General features: G+C 68.0%; 15 protein-coding genes and 1 tRNA gene. 8 read left to right on the forward strand and 8 right to left on the reverse strand.

Translation table 11 applies throughout. From position 1 onward, the window contains the following. Positions 1 to 22 precede the first annotated feature (22 nt). The 4 genes from ASD30_RS03375 (at position 23) to pyk (ending at position 8,692) form a co-directional block, all read left to right on the forward strand. Entirely contained in the window at positions 23 to 745 is a 723-nt protein-coding gene (locus ASD30_RS03375; protein WP_056676902.1) for a VIT1/CCC1 transporter family protein, read from the forward strand. Positions 746 to 956: 211 nt separating this feature from the next. Continuing rightward, positions 957 to 5,480 carry a glutamate synthase large subunit gene (gene gltB, locus ASD30_RS03380; protein WP_442938211.1) on the forward strand — a complete coding sequence of 1,508 codons (4,524 nt, stop codon included), beginning with the start codon at positions 957 to 959 and terminating at the stop codon, positions 5,478 to 5,480. A 113-nt stretch (positions 5,481 to 5,593) separates the two neighbouring features. Continuing rightward, positions 5,594 to 7,072: a glutamate synthase subunit beta gene (locus tag ASD30_RS03385; RefSeq protein WP_056676910.1), complete on the forward strand. Its 1,479-nt coding sequence runs from the start codon at positions 5,594 to 5,596 to the stop codon at positions 7,070 to 7,072. A 171-nt stretch (positions 7,073 to 7,243) separates the two neighbouring features. Further along, the gene (gene pyk / locus ASD30_RS03390; protein ID WP_056676913.1) at positions 7,244 to 8,692 is read left to right on the forward strand and encodes a pyruvate kinase; all 1,449 of its coding nucleotides are present in this window, start codon (positions 7,244 to 7,246) and stop codon (positions 8,690 to 8,692) included. 180 nt (positions 8,693 to 8,872) lie between these two features. On the opposite strand, the gene ASD30_RS03395 is transcribed toward pyk, so the two are convergent. Continuing rightward, positions 8,873 to 9,652, reverse strand: a complete 780-nt coding sequence (locus ASD30_RS03395; RefSeq protein ID WP_056676915.1) for a hypothetical protein — start codon at positions 9,650 to 9,652, stop codon at positions 8,873 to 8,875. 55 nt (positions 9,653 to 9,707) lie between these two features. Beyond that, positions 9,708 to 9,781: transfer RNA gene (locus ASD30_RS03400), tRNA-Leu, on the reverse strand. Positions 9,782 to 10,053: 272 nt separating this feature from the next. On the opposite strand from ASD30_RS03400, the gene ASD30_RS03405 reads away from it, so the two are divergent. Then, positions 10,054 to 10,662, forward strand: coding sequence for an ANTAR domain-containing response regulator (locus ASD30_RS03405; protein ID WP_268788274.1), 609 nt, complete (start codon positions 10,054 to 10,056; stop codon positions 10,660 to 10,662). A 179-nt stretch (positions 10,663 to 10,841) separates the two neighbouring features. Beyond that, on the forward strand, positions 10,842 to 12,074 hold the full coding sequence (locus ASD30_RS03410; RefSeq protein WP_235532490.1) for an ABC transporter substrate-binding protein: 1,233 nt from the start codon (positions 10,842 to 10,844) through the stop codon (positions 12,072 to 12,074). A gap of 109 nt (positions 12,075 to 12,183) precedes the next feature. Here the strand turns inward: ASD30_RS03410 and ASD30_RS03415 are convergent, their stop codons facing one another. From ASD30_RS03415 to ASD30_RS03435, 5 genes are all read right to left on the reverse strand, one after another. After that, entirely contained in the window at positions 12,184 to 12,957 is a 774-nt protein-coding gene (locus tag ASD30_RS03415; protein ID WP_056676922.1) for an ABC transporter ATP-binding protein, read from the reverse strand. Continuing rightward, entirely contained in the window at positions 12,950 to 13,909 is a 960-nt protein-coding gene (locus tag ASD30_RS03420; protein ID WP_056676925.1) for an ABC transporter ATP-binding protein, read from the reverse strand. Before ASD30_RS03420 ends, ASD30_RS03415 begins: the two co-directional genes overlap by 8 nt. Next, on the reverse strand, positions 13,899 to 14,897 hold the full coding sequence (locus tag ASD30_RS03425; RefSeq protein WP_056676928.1) for a branched-chain amino acid ABC transporter permease: 999 nt from the start codon (positions 14,895 to 14,897) through the stop codon (positions 13,899 to 13,901). The genes ASD30_RS03420 and ASD30_RS03425 overlap by 11 nt, the downstream gene beginning before the upstream one ends. Before the next feature lie 11 nt (positions 14,898 to 14,908). Further along, positions 14,909 to 16,321: a branched-chain amino acid ABC transporter permease gene (locus ASD30_RS03430; RefSeq protein WP_056676931.1), complete on the reverse strand. Its 1,413-nt coding sequence runs from the start codon at positions 16,319 to 16,321 to the stop codon at positions 14,909 to 14,911. Positions 16,322 to 16,489: 168 nt separating this feature from the next. Then, positions 16,490 to 17,245 (reverse strand): DUF554 domain-containing protein, encoded by a 756-nt coding sequence (locus tag ASD30_RS03435; protein ID WP_056676934.1) that lies wholly within the window; start codon positions 17,243 to 17,245, stop codon positions 16,490 to 16,492. A gap of 80 nt (positions 17,246 to 17,325) precedes the next feature. Here ASD30_RS03435 and ASD30_RS03440 point away from each other — a divergent pair, with 80 nt between their 5' ends. Next, positions 17,326 to 17,898 carry a GNAT family N-acetyltransferase gene (locus tag ASD30_RS03440; protein ID WP_056676936.1) on the forward strand — a complete coding sequence of 191 codons (573 nt, stop codon included), beginning with the start codon at positions 17,326 to 17,328 and terminating at the stop codon, positions 17,896 to 17,898. A gap of 6 nt (positions 17,899 to 17,904) precedes the next feature. Here ASD30_RS03440 and ASD30_RS03445 read toward each other — a convergent pair whose 3' ends face one another. After that, on the reverse strand, positions 17,905 to 18,354 hold the full coding sequence (locus ASD30_RS03445; protein ID WP_056676938.1) for a hotdog fold thioesterase: 450 nt from the start codon (positions 18,352 to 18,354) through the stop codon (positions 17,905 to 17,907). 54 nt (positions 18,355 to 18,408) lie between these two features. Between ASD30_RS03445 and polA the strand changes: the two genes are divergently transcribed. Further along, positions 18,409 to 21,114: a DNA polymerase I gene (gene polA, locus ASD30_RS03450; RefSeq protein WP_056676940.1), complete on the forward strand. Its 2,706-nt coding sequence runs from the start codon at positions 18,409 to 18,411 to the stop codon at positions 21,112 to 21,114. Positions 21,115 to 21,152: the final 38 nt, after the last annotated feature.

Here is a 21,152-nt window from a genome sequence, read left to right on the forward strand (position 1 = left end):
CGCACTCACTAGGTTCAGTTCCATGAGCACGACCCACGAGACCCCTGAGATCGAGCACGACCACGGTGACGTCAACGGCGGCTGGCTGCGTCCGGCCGTCTTCGGTGCCATGGACGGCCTGGTCTCCAACGCCGCGCTGATCGCCGGCGTCGCCGGTGGAACACGGGGAGCCCCGGACACCTCGGCCGTCGTACTCGCCGGTCTGGCGGGCCTCGCCGCAGGCGCCTTCTCGATGGCGGCGGGGGAGTACGCCTCGGTCGCCAGCCAGGCCGAGGCGGCCGAGTTCGAGGTGGAGAAGGAACGCAAGGAGATCATCGCCAACCCGGAGGGCGAGACCGCCGAGCTGGCCGAGATGCTCACCGACCGGGGCCTTGACGCAGACCTCGCCGCCGAGGTCGCCGCCCAGGTGCACCGCGACCTCGACAGCGCGGTCGCCGTGCACTCCATGCAGGAGTTCGGGATCGACCCCGACGAGCTGGCCAGGCCGGGTGTCGCCGCGGTCTCGTCGTTCGTGTCGTTCTCGCTCGGGGCGTTCGTCCCCGTCCTGCCCTACCTGCTCGGCGTCGAGATCCTGTGGCCGTCGATGGTGCTCACCCTGCTCGCCCTGTTCGGGTGTGGAGCCGTGGTGACCCGGCTGACGAACCGGGCCTGGTGGTACGGCGGCGGACGCCAGGTGGTGCTCGGTGCCGCGGCGTTCGCGATCACGTATCTGGTCGGCATCGCGGTCGGCCAGGGGGTCGGCTGAGCCCACCCGACGAGGGTTGCCACAGCCTGAGACGGACGTCACGAACGTGTCCGGCGACGGGTTCTGGCTCGTGGGGCAGCCGATTTGGGTGTTAGTCTGGGCGCTCCGCGAGGGCCAGTGTCGTCCCCTGCCGTAAATCAGTTTTTCTTGCACTGACCAGTTCGCCTTCCCGCTCAGCCGGGTCGGCGCAGATGACGACGGGAGAATGCCCATGCACGCATTCCCGCCGCCTCAGGGGTTGTACGACGGAACCAGCGAGCACGACGCTTGCGGTGTCGCGTTCGTGGCAACCCTGACGGGCGTGGCCAGCCATGACATCGTTTCGAAGGCGCTGACTGCCCTCCGCAACCTCGAACACCGCGGTGCCGCGGGTGCCGAGCCGAACTCCGGTGACGGCGCCGGCATCCTGATGCAGGTCCCCGACGCGTTCCTCCGTGAGGTCGTCGACTTCGACCTCCCGGTCGCCGGGTCGTACGCCGTGGGCACCGCCTTCCTTCCCGGTGATGCCGAGAACGTCGCCAAGACCCGGCAGCTGATCGAGCAGATCGCCGCCGAAGAGGGCCTCGCCGTCCTCGGCTGGCGCGAGGTGCCGACCAACGACGCACCTCTCGGCACCACCGCCCGCGACTGCATGCCCGCCTTCGTGCAACTGTTCGTCGCCGGCAAGGGCTCCCGCATCGCCGGCATGGCCCTCGAGCGCCTGGCCTTCTGCCTGCGCAAGCGCGCCGAGCGCGAGACCGACGTCTACTTCCCGTCGCTCTCCTCGCGCACCATCGCCTACAAGGGCATGTTGACCACCGACCAGCTCGACCAGGTCTTCCCCGACCTCGTCGACGAGCGGGTGGCCTCGGCCGTCGCGGTCGTGCACTCGCGGTTCTCGACGAACACGTTCCCGAGCTGGCCGCTCTCGCACCCGTTCCGCTTCATCGCGCACAACGGCGAGATCAACACGGTCATGGGCAACCGCAACTGGATGCGCGCCCGCGAGGCCCTGCTGTCCTCCGACCTGATCCCCGGCGACCTCGAGCGGCTCTACCCGATCGTGACCCAGGGTGCCTCCGACTCCGCGTCCTTCGACGAGGTGCTCGAACTCCTGCACATGGGTGGCCGGACGCTGCCGCACTCGGTCCTGATGATGATCCCCGAGGCGTGGGAGAACCACACCGAGATGGACGACAAGCGTCGTTCCTTCTACGAGTTCCACTCCGCGATGATGGAGCCGTGGGACGGCCCCGCCTGTGTCGTGTTCACCGACGGCCGCCAGGTCGGCGCGGTCCTGGACCGCAACGGGCTGCGCCCGTCGCGCTACTGGGTCACCGACGACGGTCTCGTGGTGCTCGCCTCCGAGGTCGGCGTACTCGACCTGGACCCGGCCACGATCGTCCGCAAGGGCCGCCTGCAGCCCGGCAAGATGTTCCTCGTCGACACCGACGAGCACCGCATCATCGAGGACGAGGAGATCAAGTCCGAGCTGGCCGCGGAGCACCCGTACGACGAGTGGTTGCACGCCGGGCTGATCCACCTCAACGACGTGCCGCAGCGTGAGCACATCGTGCACACCCACGCGTCGGTGACGCGTCGCCAGCAGATCTTCGGCTACACCGAGGAGGAGCTGCGCGTCCTGCTCACCCCGATGGCCAACACGGGGGCCGAGCCGATCGGCTCGATGGGCACCGACACGCCCATCGCCGCCTTGTCGGAGAAGCCGCGCCTGCTGTTCGACTACTTCGCACAGCTCTTCGCCCAGGTCACCAACCCGCCGCTCGACGCGATCCGGGAAGAGCTGGTGACCTCGCTCAACGGCACCATCGGGCCCGAGTCCAACCTGCTCGAGCCGACCCCGGCCTCGTGCCGCCAGGTCGTGCTGCCGTTCCCGGTGATCGACAACGACGACCTGGCCAAGATCCGTCACATCAACCGTGACGGTGACATGCCCGGCTTCATCACCCACGTCTCGCGAGGCCTCTACGAGGTCGAGGGCGGCGGCGCGGCGATGGCCACGCGGATCGACGAGATCTGCCAGGAGGTCTCCGACGCGATCGCCGACGGCGCCCGCATCATCGTGCTCTCCGACCGGCACTCCACCGCCGAGCTGGCGCCGATCCCGTCGCTGCTGCTCACCGGTGCGGTGCACCACCACCTGGTCCGCGAGAAGACCCGCACCCAGGTCGGCCTGCTCATCGAGGCCGGCGACGTGCGCGAGACGCACCACGTGGCGCTGCTCGTCGGGTACGGCGCGGCCGCGGTCAACCCGTACCTCGCGATGGAGTCCGTCGAGGACCTCGCGCGTGAGGGCTACTACGTCAAGATCGAGCCCCAGGTCGCGGTCAAGAACCTCGTCAAGTCGCTCGGCAAGGGCGTCCTGAAGGTGATGAGCAAGATGGGTGTCTCGACCGTTGCGTCGTACACCGGTGCCCAGATCTTCGAGGCCGTCGGACTCTCGCAGAGCGTCGTCGACAAGTACTTCACCGGCACCACCTCCAAGCTGGGCGGCATCGAGCTCGACGTGATCGCCGAGGAGGTGGCCCGCCGCCACGCCACGGCGTACCCGCGCGGCGGTATCGCGCCGGCCCACCGTGAGCTCAACATCGGTGGCGAGTACCAATGGCGTCGGGAGGGCGAGCCGCACCTGTTCGACCCGGAGACCGTCTTCCGCCTCCAGCACGCCACGCGTGCCGGCCGGTACGACGTGTTCAAGCAGTACACCGAGCGGGTCAACGAGCAGTCCGAGCGGCTGATGACGCTGCGCGGCCTGTTCAAGTTCAAGGAGGGCGAGCGGGAGCCGATCTCGATCGACGAGGTCGAGCCGGTCTCCGAGATCGTCAAGCGCTTCTCCACCGGTGCCATGTCCTACGGCTCCATCAGCATGGAGGCCCACGAGACACTCGCCATCGCGATGAACCGGCTGGGCGGCAAGTCCAACACCGGTGAGGGCGGCGAGGACCCGGAGCGCCTCTACGACCCGGAGCGTCGCTCGTCGATCAAGCAGGTCGCCTCGGGACGCTTCGGCGTGACGAGCGAGTACCTCACGAACTCCGACGACATCCAGATCAAGATGGCGCAGGGTGCCAAGCCCGGTGAGGGTGGCCAGCTGCCCGGTCACAAGGTCTACCCGTGGGTGGCCAAGACCCGGCACAGCACGCCCGGCGTGGGCCTGATCTCCCCGCCGCCGCACCACGACATCTACTCCATCGAGGACCTCGCCCAGCTGATCCACGACCTGAAGAACGCCAATCCGGCGGCCCGGGTCCACGTGAAGCTGGTCGCCGAGATGGGCGTCGGCACCGTCGCTGCCGGTGTGTCGAAGGCGCACGCGGACGTCGTACTCATCTCCGGCCACGACGGCGGAACCGGTGCTTCTCCGCTGACCTCGCTCAAGCACGCCGGCGGACCCTGGGAGCTCGGCCTCGCCGAGACCCAGCAGACGCTGCTGCTCAACGGACTGCGTGACCGTATCGTCGTGCAGACCGACGGCCAGCTGAAGACCGGTCGCGACGTCGTGATCGCCGCCCTCCTGGGCGCCGAGGAGTTCGGCTTCGCCACCGCTCCGCTGGTGGTCTCGGGCTGCATCATGATGCGGGTCTGCCACCTCGACACCTGCCCCGTGGGCGTCGCGACGCAGAACCCGGTGCTCCGCGAGCGCTACTCCGGCAAGGCCGAGTACGTCGTGAACTTCTTCGAGTACATCGCCGAGGAGGTCCGCGAGATCCTCGCCGAGCTCGGTTTCCGCACCCTCGACGAGGCCGTCGGCCACGTCGAGAGCCTCGACACCGAGAAGGCCGTGAACCACTGGAAGGCGGCCGGTCTCGACCTGTCGCCGGTGCTGCACCTGCCGGAGCTGCCCGAAGGGGCGGCCCGACGCAACACCACCGGTCAGGACCACGGACTCGACAAGGCGCTCGACAACGAGCTGGTCCGCATCGCGGCTCCGGCGCTCGAGAACGGCGAGCCCGTGCGCGCCCAGGTTCAGGTGCGCAACGTCAACCGCACCGTCGGCACGATCCTCGGCCACGAGGTGACCAAGCGCTACCGCGGCGAGGGCCTGCCCGACGGCACGATCGACATCACCTTCACCGGTTCGGCCGGGCAGTCGTTCGGTGCCTTCGTGCCGCGCGGTGTCACGCTGCGCCTCGAGGGCGACGCCAACGACTACGTCGGCAAGGGCCTCTCGGGCGGTCGCATCGTGGTCCGTCCGGACCGCAACGCCACGTTCGACGCGTCCCAGCAGATCATTGCCGGCAACACCATCGGGTACGGCGCCACGTCGGGGGAGATCTTCCTCCGTGGGCAGGCCGGCGAGCGCTTCTGCGTGCGCAACTCGGGTGTCTCGGCCGTGGTCGAGGGCGTGGGCGACCACGGCTGCGAGTACATGACCGGCGGCAAGGTCGTCGTACTCGGCCAGACCGGGCGCAACTTCGCGGCCGGCATGTCCGGGGGCTACGCGTTCGTGCTCGACCTCGACGAGGGCCGGGTCAACCCCGAGCTCGTCGAGCTCAGCGAGGTCAAGGGCAAGGCCGCCGACGAACTCAAGGAACTGGTCACCAAGCACCTCGAGGAGACCGAGTCCTCGGTCGCCGGCGACCTGCTGGCCGACTGGGACAGCGCCCTGTCCCGATTCACCCAGGTCATGCCGAGCGACTTCAAGCGAGTCCTCGAAGCGCGCGAGGAAGCGCTCGAAGAGGGCCTCGACGAAGACCAGGCAGCGGCCCGCATCATGGAGGTGCTTCATGGCTGACCGCAAGCCTCGGAACGGTTCGTACAGCGGTGCGGTCGTCACGCGCATCATGGAGCAGGCTCTGCCACCTGTGGCTGATCGCATCCCCGGAACTCACCAGGAAGGGGCCAATCATGGCTGACCCCAAGGGCTTTCTGAAGGACGGCCGCGAGGTCGCGACCCGTCGTCCCGTCGACGAGCGGGTCAAGGACTGGAACGAGGTCTACCCCGACGGCGTCGGCCGCGCCCTGCTTCCGATCATCACCAAGCAGGCCGGCCGTTGCATGGACTGCGGCATCCCGTTCTGCCACCAGGGCTGCCCGCTGGGCAACATCATCCCGGAGTGGAACGACCTGGTCTGGCGTGACGACTGGGAAGGCGCGATCGACCGTCTCCACGCGACCAACAACTTCCCGGAGTTCACCGGTCGGTTGTGCCCGGCGCCGTGTGAGACCGCCTGCGTCCTGGGCATCAACCAGGACCCGGTGACGATCAAGAACGTCGAGGTCTCGATCATCGACAAGGCGTGGGAGTCCGGCTTCGTCCGGCCCCAGCCGCCCGAGTGGCTCTCCGGCAAGACCGTGGCCGTGATCGGCTCCGGTCCGGCCGGTCTGGCCGCCGCCCAGCAGCTGACCCGGGCCGGTCACACCGTCGCGGTCTACGAGCGCGCGGACAAGATCGGTGGGCTGCTGCGCTACGGCATCCCCGAGTTCAAGATGGAGAAGAAGCACCTCGACAAGCGGCTCGAGCAGATGCGTCGCGAGGGCACGGTGTTCCGCGCCGGTGTCGACGTGGGTGCGGAGATCACTGCCGACGAGCTGCGCGGTCGGTACGACGCGGTGGTCATCGCCGTGGGTTCGACCAAGGCCCGTGACCTGCCGGTGCCCGGACGCGAGTTCGGTGGCATCCACCAGGCCATGGAGTTCCTGCCCCAGTCGAACCGGGCCTCGCTCGGCGAGCCTGCGACATCGGATGGCTCGGACCAGATCCGCGCCGACGGCAAGAACGTCGTGATCATCGGCGGTGGCGACACCGGTGCCGACTGCCTCGGCACGTCGATCCGCCACGGTGCTGCCTCGATCACCCAGCTCGAGATCCTGCCGCAGCCGCCCGAGGCACGGCCGAGCAACCAGCCGTGGCCGACGTACCCCATGACCTTCAAGGTCTCCTCGGCCCACGAGGAGGGCGGCGACCGCGTGTACGCCGTCTCCACCAAGGAGTTCCTCGGTGACGACGACGGCAACGTCAGGGCCCTGGTCCTGGTCGACGTGGTCTTCGAGGGCGGCAAGCTGACCGAGATCGAGGGGACCGAGCGGGAGATCCCCGCCGAGCTCGTGCTCTTCGCGATGGGCTTCGTCGGACCCGAGCAGGACGGCCTGATCGACCAGCTCGGTGTCGAGCTCGACGAGCGCGGCAACGTGGCCCGGGACAACAAGTACGCCTCCTCGGTCGAGGGTGTCTTCGTGGCCGGTGACGCCGGTCGCGGGCAGTCGCTGATCGTGTGGGCGATCGCCGAGGGCCGTGCCGCGGCCGCCGGCGTCGATGAGTTCCTCACCGGATCGACGACCCTGCCGGCGCCGATCCCGCCGACGGCCCGTCCGCTCGTCGTCTGACCCGTCGCCAGTTCTGACCGACCCGTCGTGAGTTCTCGAAACTCACGACGGGTCGGTCATTTCCTGGCGTGGTCGGATGCAGCCTTCGACGGCCTCGGGTGTGCACTGCCTGATCGTCCGGTGTGAACGAGCCGTTGCTCCCACGTTCACGCCGACCGGTAGGTTTGGTTCGTGCGTAGAGCAAAGATCGTGTGCACCCTCGGGCCCGCCACGTCGTCCCCCGAGTCCATCCGCCAACTCGTCGACGCCGGCATGGACGTGGCCCGGCTCAACATGAGCCACGGCACCCACGAGGACCACCGTCGCAGCTACGAGCTCGTCCGCAAGGCCTCCGACGAGAGCGGGCACGGCGTCGGCATCTTTGCTGATCTCCAGGGCCCCAAGATCCGCCTCGGCCTGATCCCGAACGGTCCGGTCAAGCTGAAGAAGGGCCAGGCCTGGGCAATCACCACGCGCGAGGTCCCGGGCAACAACGAGATCGCGTCCACGACGTACGCCGGACTGCCCGGTGACGTGTCGGCCGGCGACCCGATCCTGATCGACGACGGCAAGGTGCGGTTGAAGGTCGTGTCGGTCGAGGGCGACACGGTCAACACCGAGGTGGTCGTCGGCGGCAAGGTCAGCGACCACAAGGGCATCAACCTGCCCGGCGTCGCGGTGTCGGTGCCGGCACTGTCGACCAAGGACATCGAGGACCTCCGGTTCGCGCTGTCCCTCAGCGTCGACTTCATCGCGCTGTCGTTCGTCCGCAACGCGAAGGACGTCGAGGACGTTCGCGAGGTGATGCGGGAGGTCGGCGTGCTCGTGCCGGTGATCGCCAAGATCGAGAAGCCGCAGGCGATCGACAACCTCGACGAGATCGTGAAGGCCTTCGACGGGCTGATGGTGGCGCGTGGCGACCTCGGCGTCGAGTGCCCGCTCGAGGACGTGCCGTTCCTGCAGAAGCGGGTCATCGACAAGGCCCGTCGCAACGCCAAGCCGGTGATCGTGGCGACCCAGATGCTGGAGTCGATGATCTCGGCTCCGGCGCCGACCCGGGCGGAGGCGTCCGACGTCGCCAACGCCGTGCTCGACGGCACCGACGCGGTGATGCTCTCCGGTGAGACGAGCGTGGGGGAGTACCCCATCATCACGGTCCAGACCATGGAGCGGATCCTCGGTTCGGCGGAGGACCATGGCCTCAAGCACATGACCGCGATCGACTGGAACCCCAAGACCCGCGGTGGCGTCATCGCGAAGGCCGCCGCCGAGGTGGGGGAGCGGGTCGGGGCGAAGTACCTCGTCGCGTTCACCCAGAGCGGTGACTCCGCCCGTCGTCTGGCGCGCTACCGCGGGCACATCCCGATCCTGGCGTTCACCCCCGAGGCCAAGGTGCGCTCCCAACTGTCGATGACATGGGGTGTGGAGACGTTCAAGACCGCCGCGGTCGAGCACACCGACGAGATGGTGCGCCAGGTCGACGAGGCCTTGCTGTCGATCGGCCGGGTCAAGGAAGGCGACCTCGTCGTGATCATCGCCGGTTCGCCTCCCGGCATCCCCGGCTCGACGAACGCCTTGCGGATCCACCGCATCGGCGATGCCATCAACGAGGTGGCCCCGGCGTACAAGCGCACGCGCTGACCACGGTCGGCCCGCGCACGACCCGGATCATGCACGTGCATGATCCGGGTCGCTTCTGCGCGAAAATCGGTGTCACAACTCGACACCTGCACGATCGTGGTCGCTCGTGGAGCACCCCGAGGAGATGATGGGCCAGGTCAACATGATGGCGCCGGCGTACCAGCGCAAGCGCTGACCAGTTCAACACTTCAGCCCGATCGCTTCGTCAAGGGCGGCGACTGCGTCACGTCGTGACACCGAGAGATGAAACTTTCCTGACCGCCTCCACGGGATGTCGAGTCGGTCGAGGGCCGCGCCACACAGGGCGTGGATGTCGTCTGAGCGATTGCTGAACTCCCACCGGGGGTAGTCATAACGCTTCTTCACTCCTGCGACGATCTTCGAGGCCCAGTTCTTGGACCGACAACCGTCGGAGTGGAACAGGCCGCGCAGGAAGTCGGCCGGGTGGGTGTCCACGATCTCCTGCTGCCACGACTCGAGGGTGATGGAACGTTCATGCTTGCGGCCGGGTCCGTGCTGCGGGAACAGGCACAGCCAGTGCTTCCACCCCATCGCCGTGATGAGACAGCCTGGTCTTTCCCTGGTGTGCGGGCGTCCGCCTGGCTTCACTCGCCGCATGAGGTCGAGAAGACGAGCGTTTGCCTGGGTGTATTTCAGGTCGTTGAAAATGGCTAAGGTCCAGACGCCGCGGCGGGCGAGGATGAGGTGACCATCGCCCAGGTACCACCCGAGAAGTTCCGCGTAGGCAACTTCATCGAGGACTTCTGATCCGCACCTGGGGCACGGAGCGATGGTGTGGCCCTGGCCGCGCGGAAGTCCTCGCCTCTGGTAGAGCCGCCGCCAGCGGCGGATGGTCTTGATCGCAACGCCGTGGAGCAGCGCGTTCTCGGCGTCGCCCATGCCCGCATCTGAGGCGCGCAAGGCGCTCTCGACGGTCTCGATGGGGCGGACGTGAACCATACGTCCAGCATGGAGTTGACCACCGACAGCGAGGACGCCGAGTCAACGAATTGTGTGCCCCGGGTGGGATTCGAACCCACACTGTATCGGTTTTGAGCCGATCTTCTCTGCCGGTTGGAATACCGGGGCCTAAGCGTGCACAGGTTACCCGACGGAGACGCGGGCGTTCCGGCGGGCCGCCACTCGTGACCAGTCTGATTTCGACGTGGCGCGGCCGAGCGCCCGAGTGGGCACCACCGGAGGTTCGTCGTGTGTCCCGCACCCTGTGCACGCACCTCGCGGCGTTGTCGGAGACTCGACGGGGCTCCGCCCCGCCTTCGCTCCTCCGCCTTGCGATGCACGCACCCAGAGCACGGGCCACCCCCAACGAACCTCCGGCGATACCCACTAGTCTTGACGCCGTGACCGAACAGCCCAGCGCCAGCCCCGCCCGCCGCGTCGTCATCGCCGAGGACGAAGCGCTGATCCGCATGGACCTCGCCGAGATGCTGGGTGAGGAGGGGTACGACGTCGTCGGTCAGGCCGCCGACGGCGAGCAGGCCGTGGCCCTGGCCGAGCAGCTGCGCCCCGACCTGGTGATCCTCGACGTGAAGATGCCCAAGCTCGACGGCATCTCCGCCGCCCAGCGCATCGCCGAGCAGCGCATCGCGCCGTGCCTGATGCTGACCGCCTTCTCCCAGCGCGACCTGGTCGAACGGGCCCGTGACGCCGGTGCGATGGCCTACCTGGTCAAGCCGTTCTCCCGCAACGACCTGGTGCCGGCCATCGAGATGGCGGTGAGCCGGTTCACCGAGCTGGCGGCGCTGGAGTCCGAGGTCGCCGACCTGACCGAGCGCCTCGAGACCCGCAAGTCGGTCGAGCGCGCCAAGGGCGTGCTGCAGAAGGAGCTCGGACTCAGCGAGCCCGACGCCTTCCGGTGGATCCAGAAGACCGCGATGGACCTCCGGCTCTCGATGAAGCAGGTCTCCGACGGCGTGGTCGAGCACGGGCCGGGCTCGAGCTCCTTGTAACGACCGGTGTCGCGCAGGTCACAACTTGGCAACGAGGTTGCGTGCTTGGTCGCCACTGTCCTGTTTGGCGCTAATTTCGTTACAGATTCGGCGGCGGTGTGCCGTCGGCGCCACAAAGATGAACCGGAGGCTTCATGAAGCGCCCCACACAATTCGCGCGTCTCGCTGTACTTGCTCTCGTGGGCTCGCTGGCACTGGCTGGCTGTGGCAGCGACGACAGCGGCGATGACAAGACCGCCAGCGACGACAAGTCCTCGACTGGTGCCAAGAAGGGCGACGGGACGCTCACCATCGGCACCCTGCTGCCGCAGACCGGCGACCTCGCGTTCCTCGGCCCGCCGGAGTTCGCCGGCGTGCAGCTCGCAGTCGACGACATCAACGCCGCTGGCGGGGTCAACGGCAAGAAGGTCGTCCAGTCCAAGGCCGACTCGGGCGACGGCACACCCGACATCGCGGGCGCAGAGGTCGACAAGCTGCTCGCTGCCAAGTCCGACGTCATCGTCGGTGCGGCTGCCTCCGGTGTCTCGGTCAGCGTCATCGACAAGATCACCGGCAGTGACGTGGTGCAGTTCTCGCCCGCGAACACCGCGGCCGGATTCGACACCTACGACGACAACGGGCTCTACTTCCGCACCGCGCCCTCCGACATCCTCCAGGGCGAGATCCTGGCGAACCGCATCGTCGAGGACGACCACAGCAACGTCGCGATCATGGGTCGTCAGGACTTCTACGGTGAGGGCCTCTCGAAGCGCGTCGAAGAGGTGCTGAAGGAGAAGGGCGCCACGGTCAGCGACTTCACGCTCTACTCTGCTGACGCGCAGAACTTCACCGCCGAGGTGAACAAGGTCGCCGCATCGAAGCCCGACGCGATCGTCCTGGTGTCGTTCAACGAGACCTCGAAGATCATTCCCCAGCTGATCGCCAAGGGGTACGGTCCCAAGGACGTCCAGATCTACTTCGTGGACGGCAACCTGTCCGACAGCTACAAGGGGTTCGACCTCACCGGTGTGATCGGCACGTCGCCGGCACCCGCGTCCCCGAACGCTGAACTGATCAAGCGGCTCAAGCAGCAGCCCGGTGTCTCCGACACACTGACCTACGGCGCCGAGTCCTACGACGCCGTGATCATCAGTGCGCTGGCCGCGGTTGCCGGCAAGGACGACTCCGGTACGACGATCGGCGCGAACATCGTCGACGTCACCCGCGAGGGCACCAAGTGCACCGAGTTCAAGGAGTGTGCCGACCTGCTGGCCAAGGGTGAGGACATCGACTACGACGGCAAGTCCGGCGCGGCCGACATGACCGACTCGGGCTCGCTGGTTGCCGGCTCCTACGGCATCTACGAGTACAAGAAGGGCAACAAGTACGACGAGATCGACAACGTCTCCGGCGTCGTGCCGCAGTCGAACTGATCCGTCACAGCACCAAGCACAAGAGGGGCCCGGCCGATTCGGCCGGGCCCCTCTTGTGTGCTCGCGGTGCGCGAACGGAATGTACGGCGTACGTGACCGTGAGGTCAGGTCAGTGCTTGGCCAGGGTGCCCAGGTAGAGCTCGATGACCTTGGGGTCGTTGGCCAGGGCCTGGCCGGTGCCGGTGTAGGCGTTGCGGCCCTGGTCGAGCACGTAGGCCCGGTCGCAGATCTGCAGGCACCGCGCGGCGTTCTGCTCGACCATGACCACGGAGACGCCCGCTCGGTTGATCCGCCGGGTCTGCACGAAGACCTCGTCCTGCATCACGGGGGAGAGGCCGGCCGACGGCTCGTCGAGCAGCAGCACCGACGGCTCCATCATGAGTGCTCGGCCCATGGCCACCATCTGGCGCTCACCGCCCGACAGTGAGCCGGCGCGCTGGGCCCGGCGGTCCAGCAGTGCCGGGAAGAGCTCGCCGACGAACTCGAACCGCTTCTTGAACGACTTCGGACGCTGGAAGGACCCCATCTCGAGGTTCTCCTGGATGGTCAGCGACGGGAAGACGTTGTTGGTCTGGGGGACGAACCCGATGCCGGCCGTGACCAGCTTGTCGGCCCTCTCGTTGGTGACGTCCACGTTGTTCAGGATCACCGTGCCGGTCGAGACCTTCACGAGACCGAACAGGGCCTTGAGCAGGGTCGACTTGCCGGCACCGTTGGGGCCGATGATCCCGACGAGCTCGCCCTTGTGGCAGTAGAGGTCGGCGCCGTTGAGGATGTTCACGCCGGGCAGGTAGCCGGCGATCAGGTCGTCGGCGCGCAGCACCGCACCGTCGGCCGCATCCAGGTGCTGGCTGCGTTCGGGTGTCAGGGCGTCGTCAGTCATTCTGCTCCTCCTCGATTTCCGCCTCGGCCGCGGCGAGGATCTTCTCCTCCTCCTCGAACGTCAGCGCCACGTCGTGGTGCGCACCCAGATAGGCGTCGATCACGCGTTGGTCGGCCATCACCGAGTCGGGGGGGCCCTCGGCCACGATCCGGCCCTGGGCCATCACGATGACCCAGTCGGAGATGTCACGGACCATGTCCATGTCGTGTTCGACGAACAGGACCGTGCGGCCCTCGTCGCGCAGTGACTTCACGTGGCCCAGCAACGACTGCTTGAGGGCGGGGTTGACCCCGGCCATCGGCTCGTCGAGCATGACCAGCTCGGGTTCGGTCATCAGCGCCCGCGCCATCTCCAGCAGCTTGCGCTGGCCGCCGGAGAGTGAGCCTGCGAAGTCCTGGACCTTCTTGTCGAGGAGGAACCGGGCGAGCAGGTTGTGCGCACGCTCGGTGTTCGCGGCCTCCTGGCCGGCCCATCGAGGCTGGAACATGGCGGAGAGCAGACTCTCGCCGCGCTGCCCCGTGGCGCCGAGGCGCATGTTCTCGAGCACGGTGAGCCGGGCCAGCACCTTCGTCAGCTGGAAGGTCCGGACCATGCCCATGCGGGCCACCTTGTAGGCGGGCACCCGGTTCAGCTTCTTGTCGTTGAACCACCACTCACCCTCGTCAGGCCGGTCGAAGCCGGTGAGCAGGTTGAAGAAAGTGGTTTTCCCGGCACCGTTCGGGCCGATCAGGGCGGTGATGACTCCACGCTGCACCTCGACGTGGTCGACGTCCACGGCGCGGAGGCCACCGAACTGGCGCACGATGCCGTCGGCACGCAGGATCGGGTCCGGCTTGGCCGCCCCCGGCTCGGTCTTGACGTCGGCCAGGGCTGCACGCGCAGCCTTGGAGCGGGCCAGGCCTTCCTCGTTGGCAGCCTCGATGTTGGTGGGCAGGCTGGTCTCAGCGGGCATCGATGGCCAACTCCCTTCGGTCGCCGAAGATCCCTTGTGGTCGGAAGATCATCAGCAGCATCAGTCCCAGGCCCAGGAAGATGAAGCGCATCAGGCTGGCCTGGGTGGAGTCCATGATGCTGGCGGGGATCAGCGGATCGGTGCCGCTGGTCGCCTGGCTGAAGAAGATGCCGAGTGCCGAGATCAGGAACCAGAAGATGATCGATCCGACGACCGGACCGAGCACGCGGGCGGCTCCGCCGATGAGCAGCACGGTGTAGGCGAAGAAGGTCACGTCGGTCGCGAAGAACGAGGGACCGATCGAGGCAGACCGCAGCGCGGTCATGAAGCCGGCGAGCGCGCCGAAGAGGCCGCCGATGATCAGCGCCTGCATCTTGTAGGAGGTCACGTTCTTGCCGAGGGAGCGTACGGCGTCCTCGTCCTCACGGATCGACTTCAGCACGCGGCCCCAGGGGCTGCGCATCAGCAGCCACACCACCACGCAGCTGAGCGCCACGAGCAGCCAGCCGACGGTCATCACCCAGAAGTCGAAGGCGCTCCACGTGACCACGCCTGGGATGCCCTTGGTGCCGCTGAAGGGGTTCGCATCGCGGAACGGCTGGATGAAGCCCGTGAGGCCGTCCTGGCCGCCGAACTTGTCGGAGAACTTGGCAGCACCGATCGTCTGTCGAACGATCTCGGCCGCGGCGATCGTGACGATGGCAAGGTAGTCCGCCCGGAGTCGCAGGGTGGGCAGGCCGAGAAGCAGCGCCAGGATGACTGTGAGGACCAGCCCGACCAGGGTGCCGAGCCAGAGGCTCAGCCCCCATTCGGTGGCCACGAAGACCATGCCGTAGCCGGCGACCATCATGAAACCGGCCTGGCCGAAGTTGAGCAGCCCGGTGTAGCCGAAGTGCACGTTGAGTCCGATTGCGGCCAGCGCGTAGATCACCGCGGTGGGCCCGAGGGCCTGCTGCAGGGACAGCGTCAGAAGATTGTGAAAGTCCATGTCTTCCCTCCTCAGCCGACTCGCTCGGCGCGGCCCAGGAGTCCCTGTGGCCGGATCAACAGGACAACGATCAGTACGAGAAGCGCACCGACGTACTTGAACTCGGCCGGGATGAACAGCGTGGTGAGCTCGGTGAACAGCCCGATCACGAACGCGCCGACGATGGCTCCCCAGATCGTGCCCAGCCCGCCCAGCACCGTGGCGGCGAACACCAGGAGCAGGAGCTTGAACCCGATCTGATAGTCGAAGCCCTGGGTGACGCCGAGGAGAGCACCGGCCATGCCGGCCAGCGCCGCTCCGCCGATCCACACGATGCTGATCACGCGCTCGACGTTGATGCCGGTCGCGGAGGAGAGTGCCGGGTTGTCGGCGACCGCACGGGTCGCCTTGCCGAGCCGGGTGTAGCGCAGGAGGCTCGTGGTCAGGATCAGGACGCCCATGCCGACGACGAAGACAACCACGTCACGGCTGGTGACGGTGAGCGATCCGAACTCCCAGGGCTCGATGGCGGCGTACTGGGAGTAGTTGCGGGCCTGGGCGCCGGCGAAGTACTGGTAGACGTTGCGCAGGAAGATCGAGAGGCCGATGCTCACGATCATCATCGCGACAAGGCTGCTGCCGCGTCGGCGAAGAGGTCGCCACAGCCCGGCGTCATTGACCCAGCCGAAGAGCCCCGACACGAGGAACGCGGCCAGCACGCCCACAATGATCGTGACGTTGGCACCCCCCACGCGTATCTCGCCGTCGAGGTTGTCGACCGCGAAAGCGACCAGCGCACCGAACGTGATCAGCTCGCCGTGGGCGAAGTTCGTCAGGCCCGTCGTGCCGAAGATCATCGAGAGGCCGAGGGAGGCCATCGCCAGGAGCACCGAGAAGACCAGGCCGGTGATGGTCAGCTGGATGGCCTGGATCAGCTTGCCCTCGGCGCCGGGCCCGGCCGCCCCGACCGGGAAGATCACCGGTTGGTCGGTGTCGGTGTTGATGGCGATCTTGAGGTCGGTCTTCTCGGGCTCGGTGTCCTCGGGGAGTGTCGCCTTGTCGACGCTGACCGCGTAGGTCTTGCCGAGGTAGCTGATCGGTTCACCGGGGAGATCGATCACGAAGCTGCCGTCCGGCCCGGAGACACTGCGGCCGATCTCGTTCCCGGAGGCGTCCTTGACGAGAACGGTGACGTCGGGGACCGGGACGCGTGGGCTCTCGCGCCGGTCGCAGATCAGGCCGTAGATCGACAGGGTCTCGTCGTCCGGCGGCTTCGTCAGCTGACAGCCCGTCTCCGCGTTGTCCGATGCGACCGGGGGTGCGTCCGACGCGGCGGTGTCGTCCGCGGACGGGCTCGCCGACGCGCCGGAGAGTCCCGTGCCCAGGAGCAGCATGAACAACATGGGAAGGATGAGCAGCGACACTCGCAGCAGTCGCACGTGCATGGGGCTCCTGTCGGCGTGGCCGAGATGGGGGTCAAATGATCTGCGGGGACTATAGCGTGACCCGGGTCACACTCTGAACGGATCGCTGAGTCACAGTAGACCGGTTCGTGACGGCTCCGGCACCCTCCTGAGGCAACGACCTTGCAACGAATCCGCATCGATCACCGGTCAGGCCACGGCATGGACGACCGTGACGAGGAGCGGAGCCACCAAGAGCGCCGGCAGCAGGTCGGCCACGGCGACCTCGCGGATCCTCAGCAGGCGCAGCGCCACGCCGACGAGGAGCAGGCCGCCGGCCGCAGTGATCGCGGCCAGGTGCGGTTCGGGCAGTACGTCGCCGAGCGCCACCCCGAGTCCGGTCAGTGAGCCCTGCACGACGACCACGGTGAGCACGCTCGCCGCCACACCCCACCCGAACGCAGCCGCGAACGCGATGGCGGCGAATCCGTCGAGGGCGGACTTGAGCAGCAGCTGGTCGGCGCCGTTGCCCAGGCCGTCGTTGAGAGCTCCGAGGATGGTCAGCGGCCCGGTGCAGAAGATCAGGGACGCGGTCACGAACCCCTCGATGAAGCGGTGCCGCTCCGCGGTGGACCCGCTGCCCTGCAGACGCCGCTGCAGGTAGCCGCCGAGGCCTTCGACGCGCTGCTCCAGCTTGAGCAGCGACCCGATGATCCCACCGACCAGCAGGGAGCCGAGGACGATCAGCAGAGGTGCGCCCTTGCCGGTGTGGTCGGCGAGGGCGGGGGAGAAGGCCGCGCGTGCGCTGTCGGCGGCGATGAGGAGCGTGACCAGGCCGAGGGCGTCGGTGACCAGGTCGCGGGTGCGTTCGGGCAGACGGTTGCCGAGCAGCACGCCGATGCCCGCCCCGAGGAGGACGGCAAGGACGTTCACGACGGTGCCCGCGCCCGGGCCGAATCCGGTCAAGTGGGGACTCCTATGACAATGATGGGTTGCTGAGCGTAGTCTCCAGACGTTCGGGGTGTTGGGGTGAGGAAGGCAGGACCATGAGTCGATCGCAGGTAGTGCTGCGTGACGCCACGACGGCGGACGCCCACGATCTCGTCGGGCTGTGGGCGGATCTGATGCGGCGACCCTCCGTGGGAACCGCCACGGATGACATGGTCGCCATCATCGAGGCCGCGACCGCCAGTGACGACGACCGTGTCGTCGTCGCGGAGTGCGACGGAGCGGTGGCCGGCGCGATCTACCTGCGCCTGAGCGTGCTGTCGCCGATCAATCTCGAGCCGGTCGTGCAGGCGATCTCGCCCCACGTGCACCCCAGTTTCCGGCGTCGCGGCGTCGGCCGTGCGCTCATGGAGTCCGCGGTCCAGTACGCCGAGGAACGCGGCATCGGCCACGTTGCCGGCGCGTCACTGAGCAACTCGCGCGACGCACACCGCTTCCTCGCCCGCATGGCGCTGGCCCCCCAGGCAGTGTTGCGCGTGGCGCCGACCCACGTCGTACGCGCGAAGCTGACGGTCCGCCGCCCGGCGGCCAATGCCGTCGGCCACCGCCAGCCGCTGGGACAGGTGCTGGCCCAGCGCAGGTCGCTGCGCCGCCAGCGCGAGTCCGTCTGAGGGTCGTCAGACCCGGTCAGCCGGGATCAGCGCGCAGGTGATCCGCGAGGTGCAGACCCGCTTGCCTGCCTCGTTGGAGATGACGATCTCGAAGGCGGCCATGCTCCGGCCCTGATGGATGGGCGTGGCCACTCCGGTCACCACTCCGGAGGTCACGGCTCGGTGATGCGTGGCGTTGATGTCGACGCCCACGGCGACCTTGTCGGGCCAGGCGTGGATCGCCGAGCCGATGGAGCCGAGGGTCTCGGCGAGGACGACGGAAGCGCCGCCGTGCAGCAGTCCGTAGGGCTGGGTGTTGCCGGCGACAGGCATGGTCGCGACGATGCGGTCCTCGGAGATCTCCTTGATCTCGATGCCCATCGTCTCGTTGAGCTTGCCCATGCCCTGGGGCATGGCAGCCACGAACTCCTCGATGCTGAGATCGGCCAGGGACTTCGGTGCGGTCGCGTCGCTCATGCGGCCATTGTGCCCATGGGCCCGACCGTCCCCGCCACTGGATAGAGTCGACGCGTGTCCGAGACTGCTGCCTCCAGCCCTGCCCGTCCCCGTCTGCTCCTGCTCGACGGTCACTCGCTCGCCTACCGGGCGTTCTTCGCGCTCCCGGTCGAGAACTTCTCGACCGCCACGGGCCAGCACACCAACGCGGTCTACGGGTTCACCTCGATGTTGGTCAACGTGCTGCGCGACGAGCAGCCGACCCACGTGGCGGTCGCGTTCGACAAGTCCCGACAGACGTTCCGCCTCGCGGAGTACGCCGAGTACAAGGCCAAGCGCAACAAGACTCCCGACGAGTTCCGGAGCCAGCTGCCCCTGATCCAGCGGGTGCTCGACAGCCTGCGGATCATCCACATGGAGCTCGACGGCTTCGAGGCCGACGACATCATCGCCACGCTGACCACGCAGGCCCTGGCCGAGGGCATGGAGGTCCTGATCCTCACCGGCGACCGTGACTCGATCCAGCTGGTCACCGACGACTCGACGGTGCTCTACCCGATGCGCGGCGTCAGCGACCTGGCCCGGCTCACGCCCGCCTACGTCGAGGAGAAGTACGGCGTACCGCCGCAGCGCTACCCGGAGTTGGCGGCGATCGTGGGCGAGACCTCCGACAACCTGCCCGGTGTGCCGGGCGTCGGCCCGGGCTTCGCCGCCCGCTGGATCAACGAGTACGACGGCCTCGACAACGTGATCGCACGGGCAGACGAGATCACCGGTAAGAAGGGGGAGGCGCTGCGCGCGCACCTCGGCGACGTGATCCGCAACCGCCACCTCAACGCGCTGGTGCGCGACCTGACCCTCCCGGTGCGGCCGGGCGAGATGGCGCGTCAGGGCTGGGACCGCACGACCGGGCTCGAGCTGCTCGACGAGCTCGAGTTCCGGGGCGAGCTGCGCACCCGACTCATCGACACGATCGACCCCGAGACCGAGCAGGAGGTCTCCGAAGAGGGCTTCGAGCTCGAGGGTGAACGGCTCGCGCCGGGCAGCGTGGCCGCGTGGCTCGAGGAGCATGCCGGCGGTGCGGAGCGGGTCGGGGTCTCGGTCCAGGGCAGCTGGCGGGCCGGCACCGGTGACGTCGTGTCGGTCGCATTGGCCACCGCCTCAGGGCGGGCGGCCTGGGTCGACGCCACGGAGGTTGCTCCCGACGACGACGCGGCGCTCGCCGCATGGTTCGCCGACGAGTCGCGGGCGAAGGTGCTCCACGACGCGAAGGGCCCCGCGCTCGCCCTCGCCGCACGCGGGTGGGAGCTGCGCGGGCTGGCCGTCGACACCGCGCTGGCTGCCTACCTCGTGCAACCCGACCAGCGCTCCTACGACCTGGCCGACCTGACCCTGCGTTACCTCAAGCGCGAGCTGCGGCAGGACACCGGCGACGCCGACCAGCTGAGCTTCGACACGATCGACGACGGCGGTGCGAGTGACGTCGCGATGCTGACCGCCCGCGCGATCCTCGACCTGGCCGACGCGCTCGACACGTCCGTCGAGGAGCACGGTGGCACCGCCCTTCTCGCCGACGTCGAGCTGCCGCTGGTCCGCACCCTCGCCCGCATGGAGCAGACCGGCATCGCCGTCGACACCGACTACCTCGAGGGCCTGGAGTCCGACTTCGGTGACCAGGTCAGGGCCGCCGCCGACGACGCCTACGAGGTGATCGGCAAGGAGATCAACCTGGGCTCGCCCAAGCAGCTGCAGGTGGTCCTCTTCGACGAGCTCGACATGCCGAAGACCAAGCGCACCAAGACCGGCTACACCACCGACGCCGACGCGCTGCAGTCGCTCTACGAGAAGACCGAGCATCCGTTCCTCCAGCACCTGCTGCGTCACCGCGACGTGATCCGGCTGCGCCAGACCGTCGAGGGCCTGCTGAAGACCGTGGCCGGAGACGGCCGCATCCACACCACCTACAACCAGATCATCGCGGCGACCGGGCGGCTCTCGAGCACCGACCCGAACCTCCAGAACATCCCGATCCGCACCGAGGCCGGCCGCCGCATCCGCGAGGCCTTCGTCGTCGGCGACGGGTTCGAGTGCCTGATGACCGCCGACTACAGCCAGATCGAGATGCGCATCATGGCCGACCTGTCCGGCGACGAGCAGCTGATCGAGGCGTTCCGTTCCGGTCGTGACTTCCACTCGATCACCGCGGCCAAGGTGTTCGAGCTGCCCGCCGACGAGGTCGGGGTCGAGCAACGGGCCAAGATCAAGGCGATGAACTACGGGCTCGCCTACGGGCTCTCCGCGTTCGGACTCTCCCAGCAGCTGCGCATCACGCCGGGTGAGGCGCAGGGCCTGATGGACGAGTACTTCGAGACCTTCGGCGGCATCCGCGACTATCTCGGTGGTCTGCGCGACGAGGCCCGCGGATCCGGGTTCACCGAGACGATCATGGGCCGCCGCCGCTACCTGCCGGACCTCAACAGCGACAACCGGATGCGGCGGGAGGCCGCGGAGCGGATGGCCCTGAACGCCCCGATCCAGGGCTCGGCGGCCGACATCATCAAGGTGGCGATGCTCAACGTCGACACCGCCATCGCCGACGCCGGCCTGGCCTCACGCATGCTGCTCCAGGTGCACGACGAACTCGTCTTCGAGGTGGCCACGGGGGAGAAGGACGCGCTCGAGGAGCTCGTACGCCGCGAGATGGGCTCGGCCGCCGACCTGGCCGTCCCGCTCGACGTCTCCGTCGGTACGGGCCGCAGCTGGCACGAAGCCGCGCACTGACCGGGCGGGCCACAGCCGGGTCGGCCGCGCTGGCCGCG

The organism is Nocardioides sp. Root140 (assembly GCF_001426745.1).
Classification (GTDB): Bacteria; Actinomycetota; Actinomycetes; order Propionibacteriales; family Nocardioidaceae; genus Nocardioides.

Excerpts from the sequence above, each read along its gene's own strand:
- ASD30_RS03415 (WP_056676922.1), bottom strand. The coding sequence starts at position 12,957 with ATGACTGACGACGCCCTGACACCCGAACGCAGCCAGCACCTGGATGCG.
- ASD30_RS03445 (WP_056676938.1), bottom strand. The coding sequence starts at position 18,354 with ATGAGCGACGCGACCGCACCGAAGTCCCTGGCCGATCTCAGCATCGAG.
- ASD30_RS03385 (WP_056676910.1), top strand. The coding sequence starts at position 5,594 with ATGGCTGACCCCAAGGGCTTTCTGAAGGACGGCCGCGAGGTCGCGACC.
- ASD30_RS03440 (WP_056676936.1), top strand. The coding sequence starts at position 17,326 with ATGAGTCGATCGCAGGTAGTGCTGCGTGACGCCACGACGGCGGACGCC.
- ASD30_RS03430 (WP_056676931.1), bottom strand. The coding sequence starts at position 16,321 with ATGCACGTGCGACTGCTGCGAGTGTCGCTGCTCATCCTTCCCATGTTG.
- ASD30_RS03395 (WP_056676915.1), bottom strand. The coding sequence starts at position 9,652 with ATGGTTCACGTCCGCCCCATCGAGACCGTCGAGAGCGCCTTGCGCGCC.
- ASD30_RS03425 (WP_056676928.1), bottom strand. The coding sequence starts at position 14,897 with ATGGACTTTCACAATCTTCTGACGCTGTCCCTGCAGCAGGCCCTCGGG.
- gltB (WP_442938211.1), top strand. The coding sequence starts at position 957 with ATGCACGCATTCCCGCCGCCTCAGGGGTTGTACGACGGAACCAGCGAG.
- ASD30_RS03375 (WP_056676902.1), top strand. The coding sequence starts at position 23 with ATGAGCACGACCCACGAGACCCCTGAGATCGAGCACGACCACGGTGAC.
- ASD30_RS03420 (WP_056676925.1), bottom strand. The coding sequence starts at position 13,909 with ATGCCCGCTGAGACCAGCCTGCCCACCAACATCGAGGCTGCCAACGAG.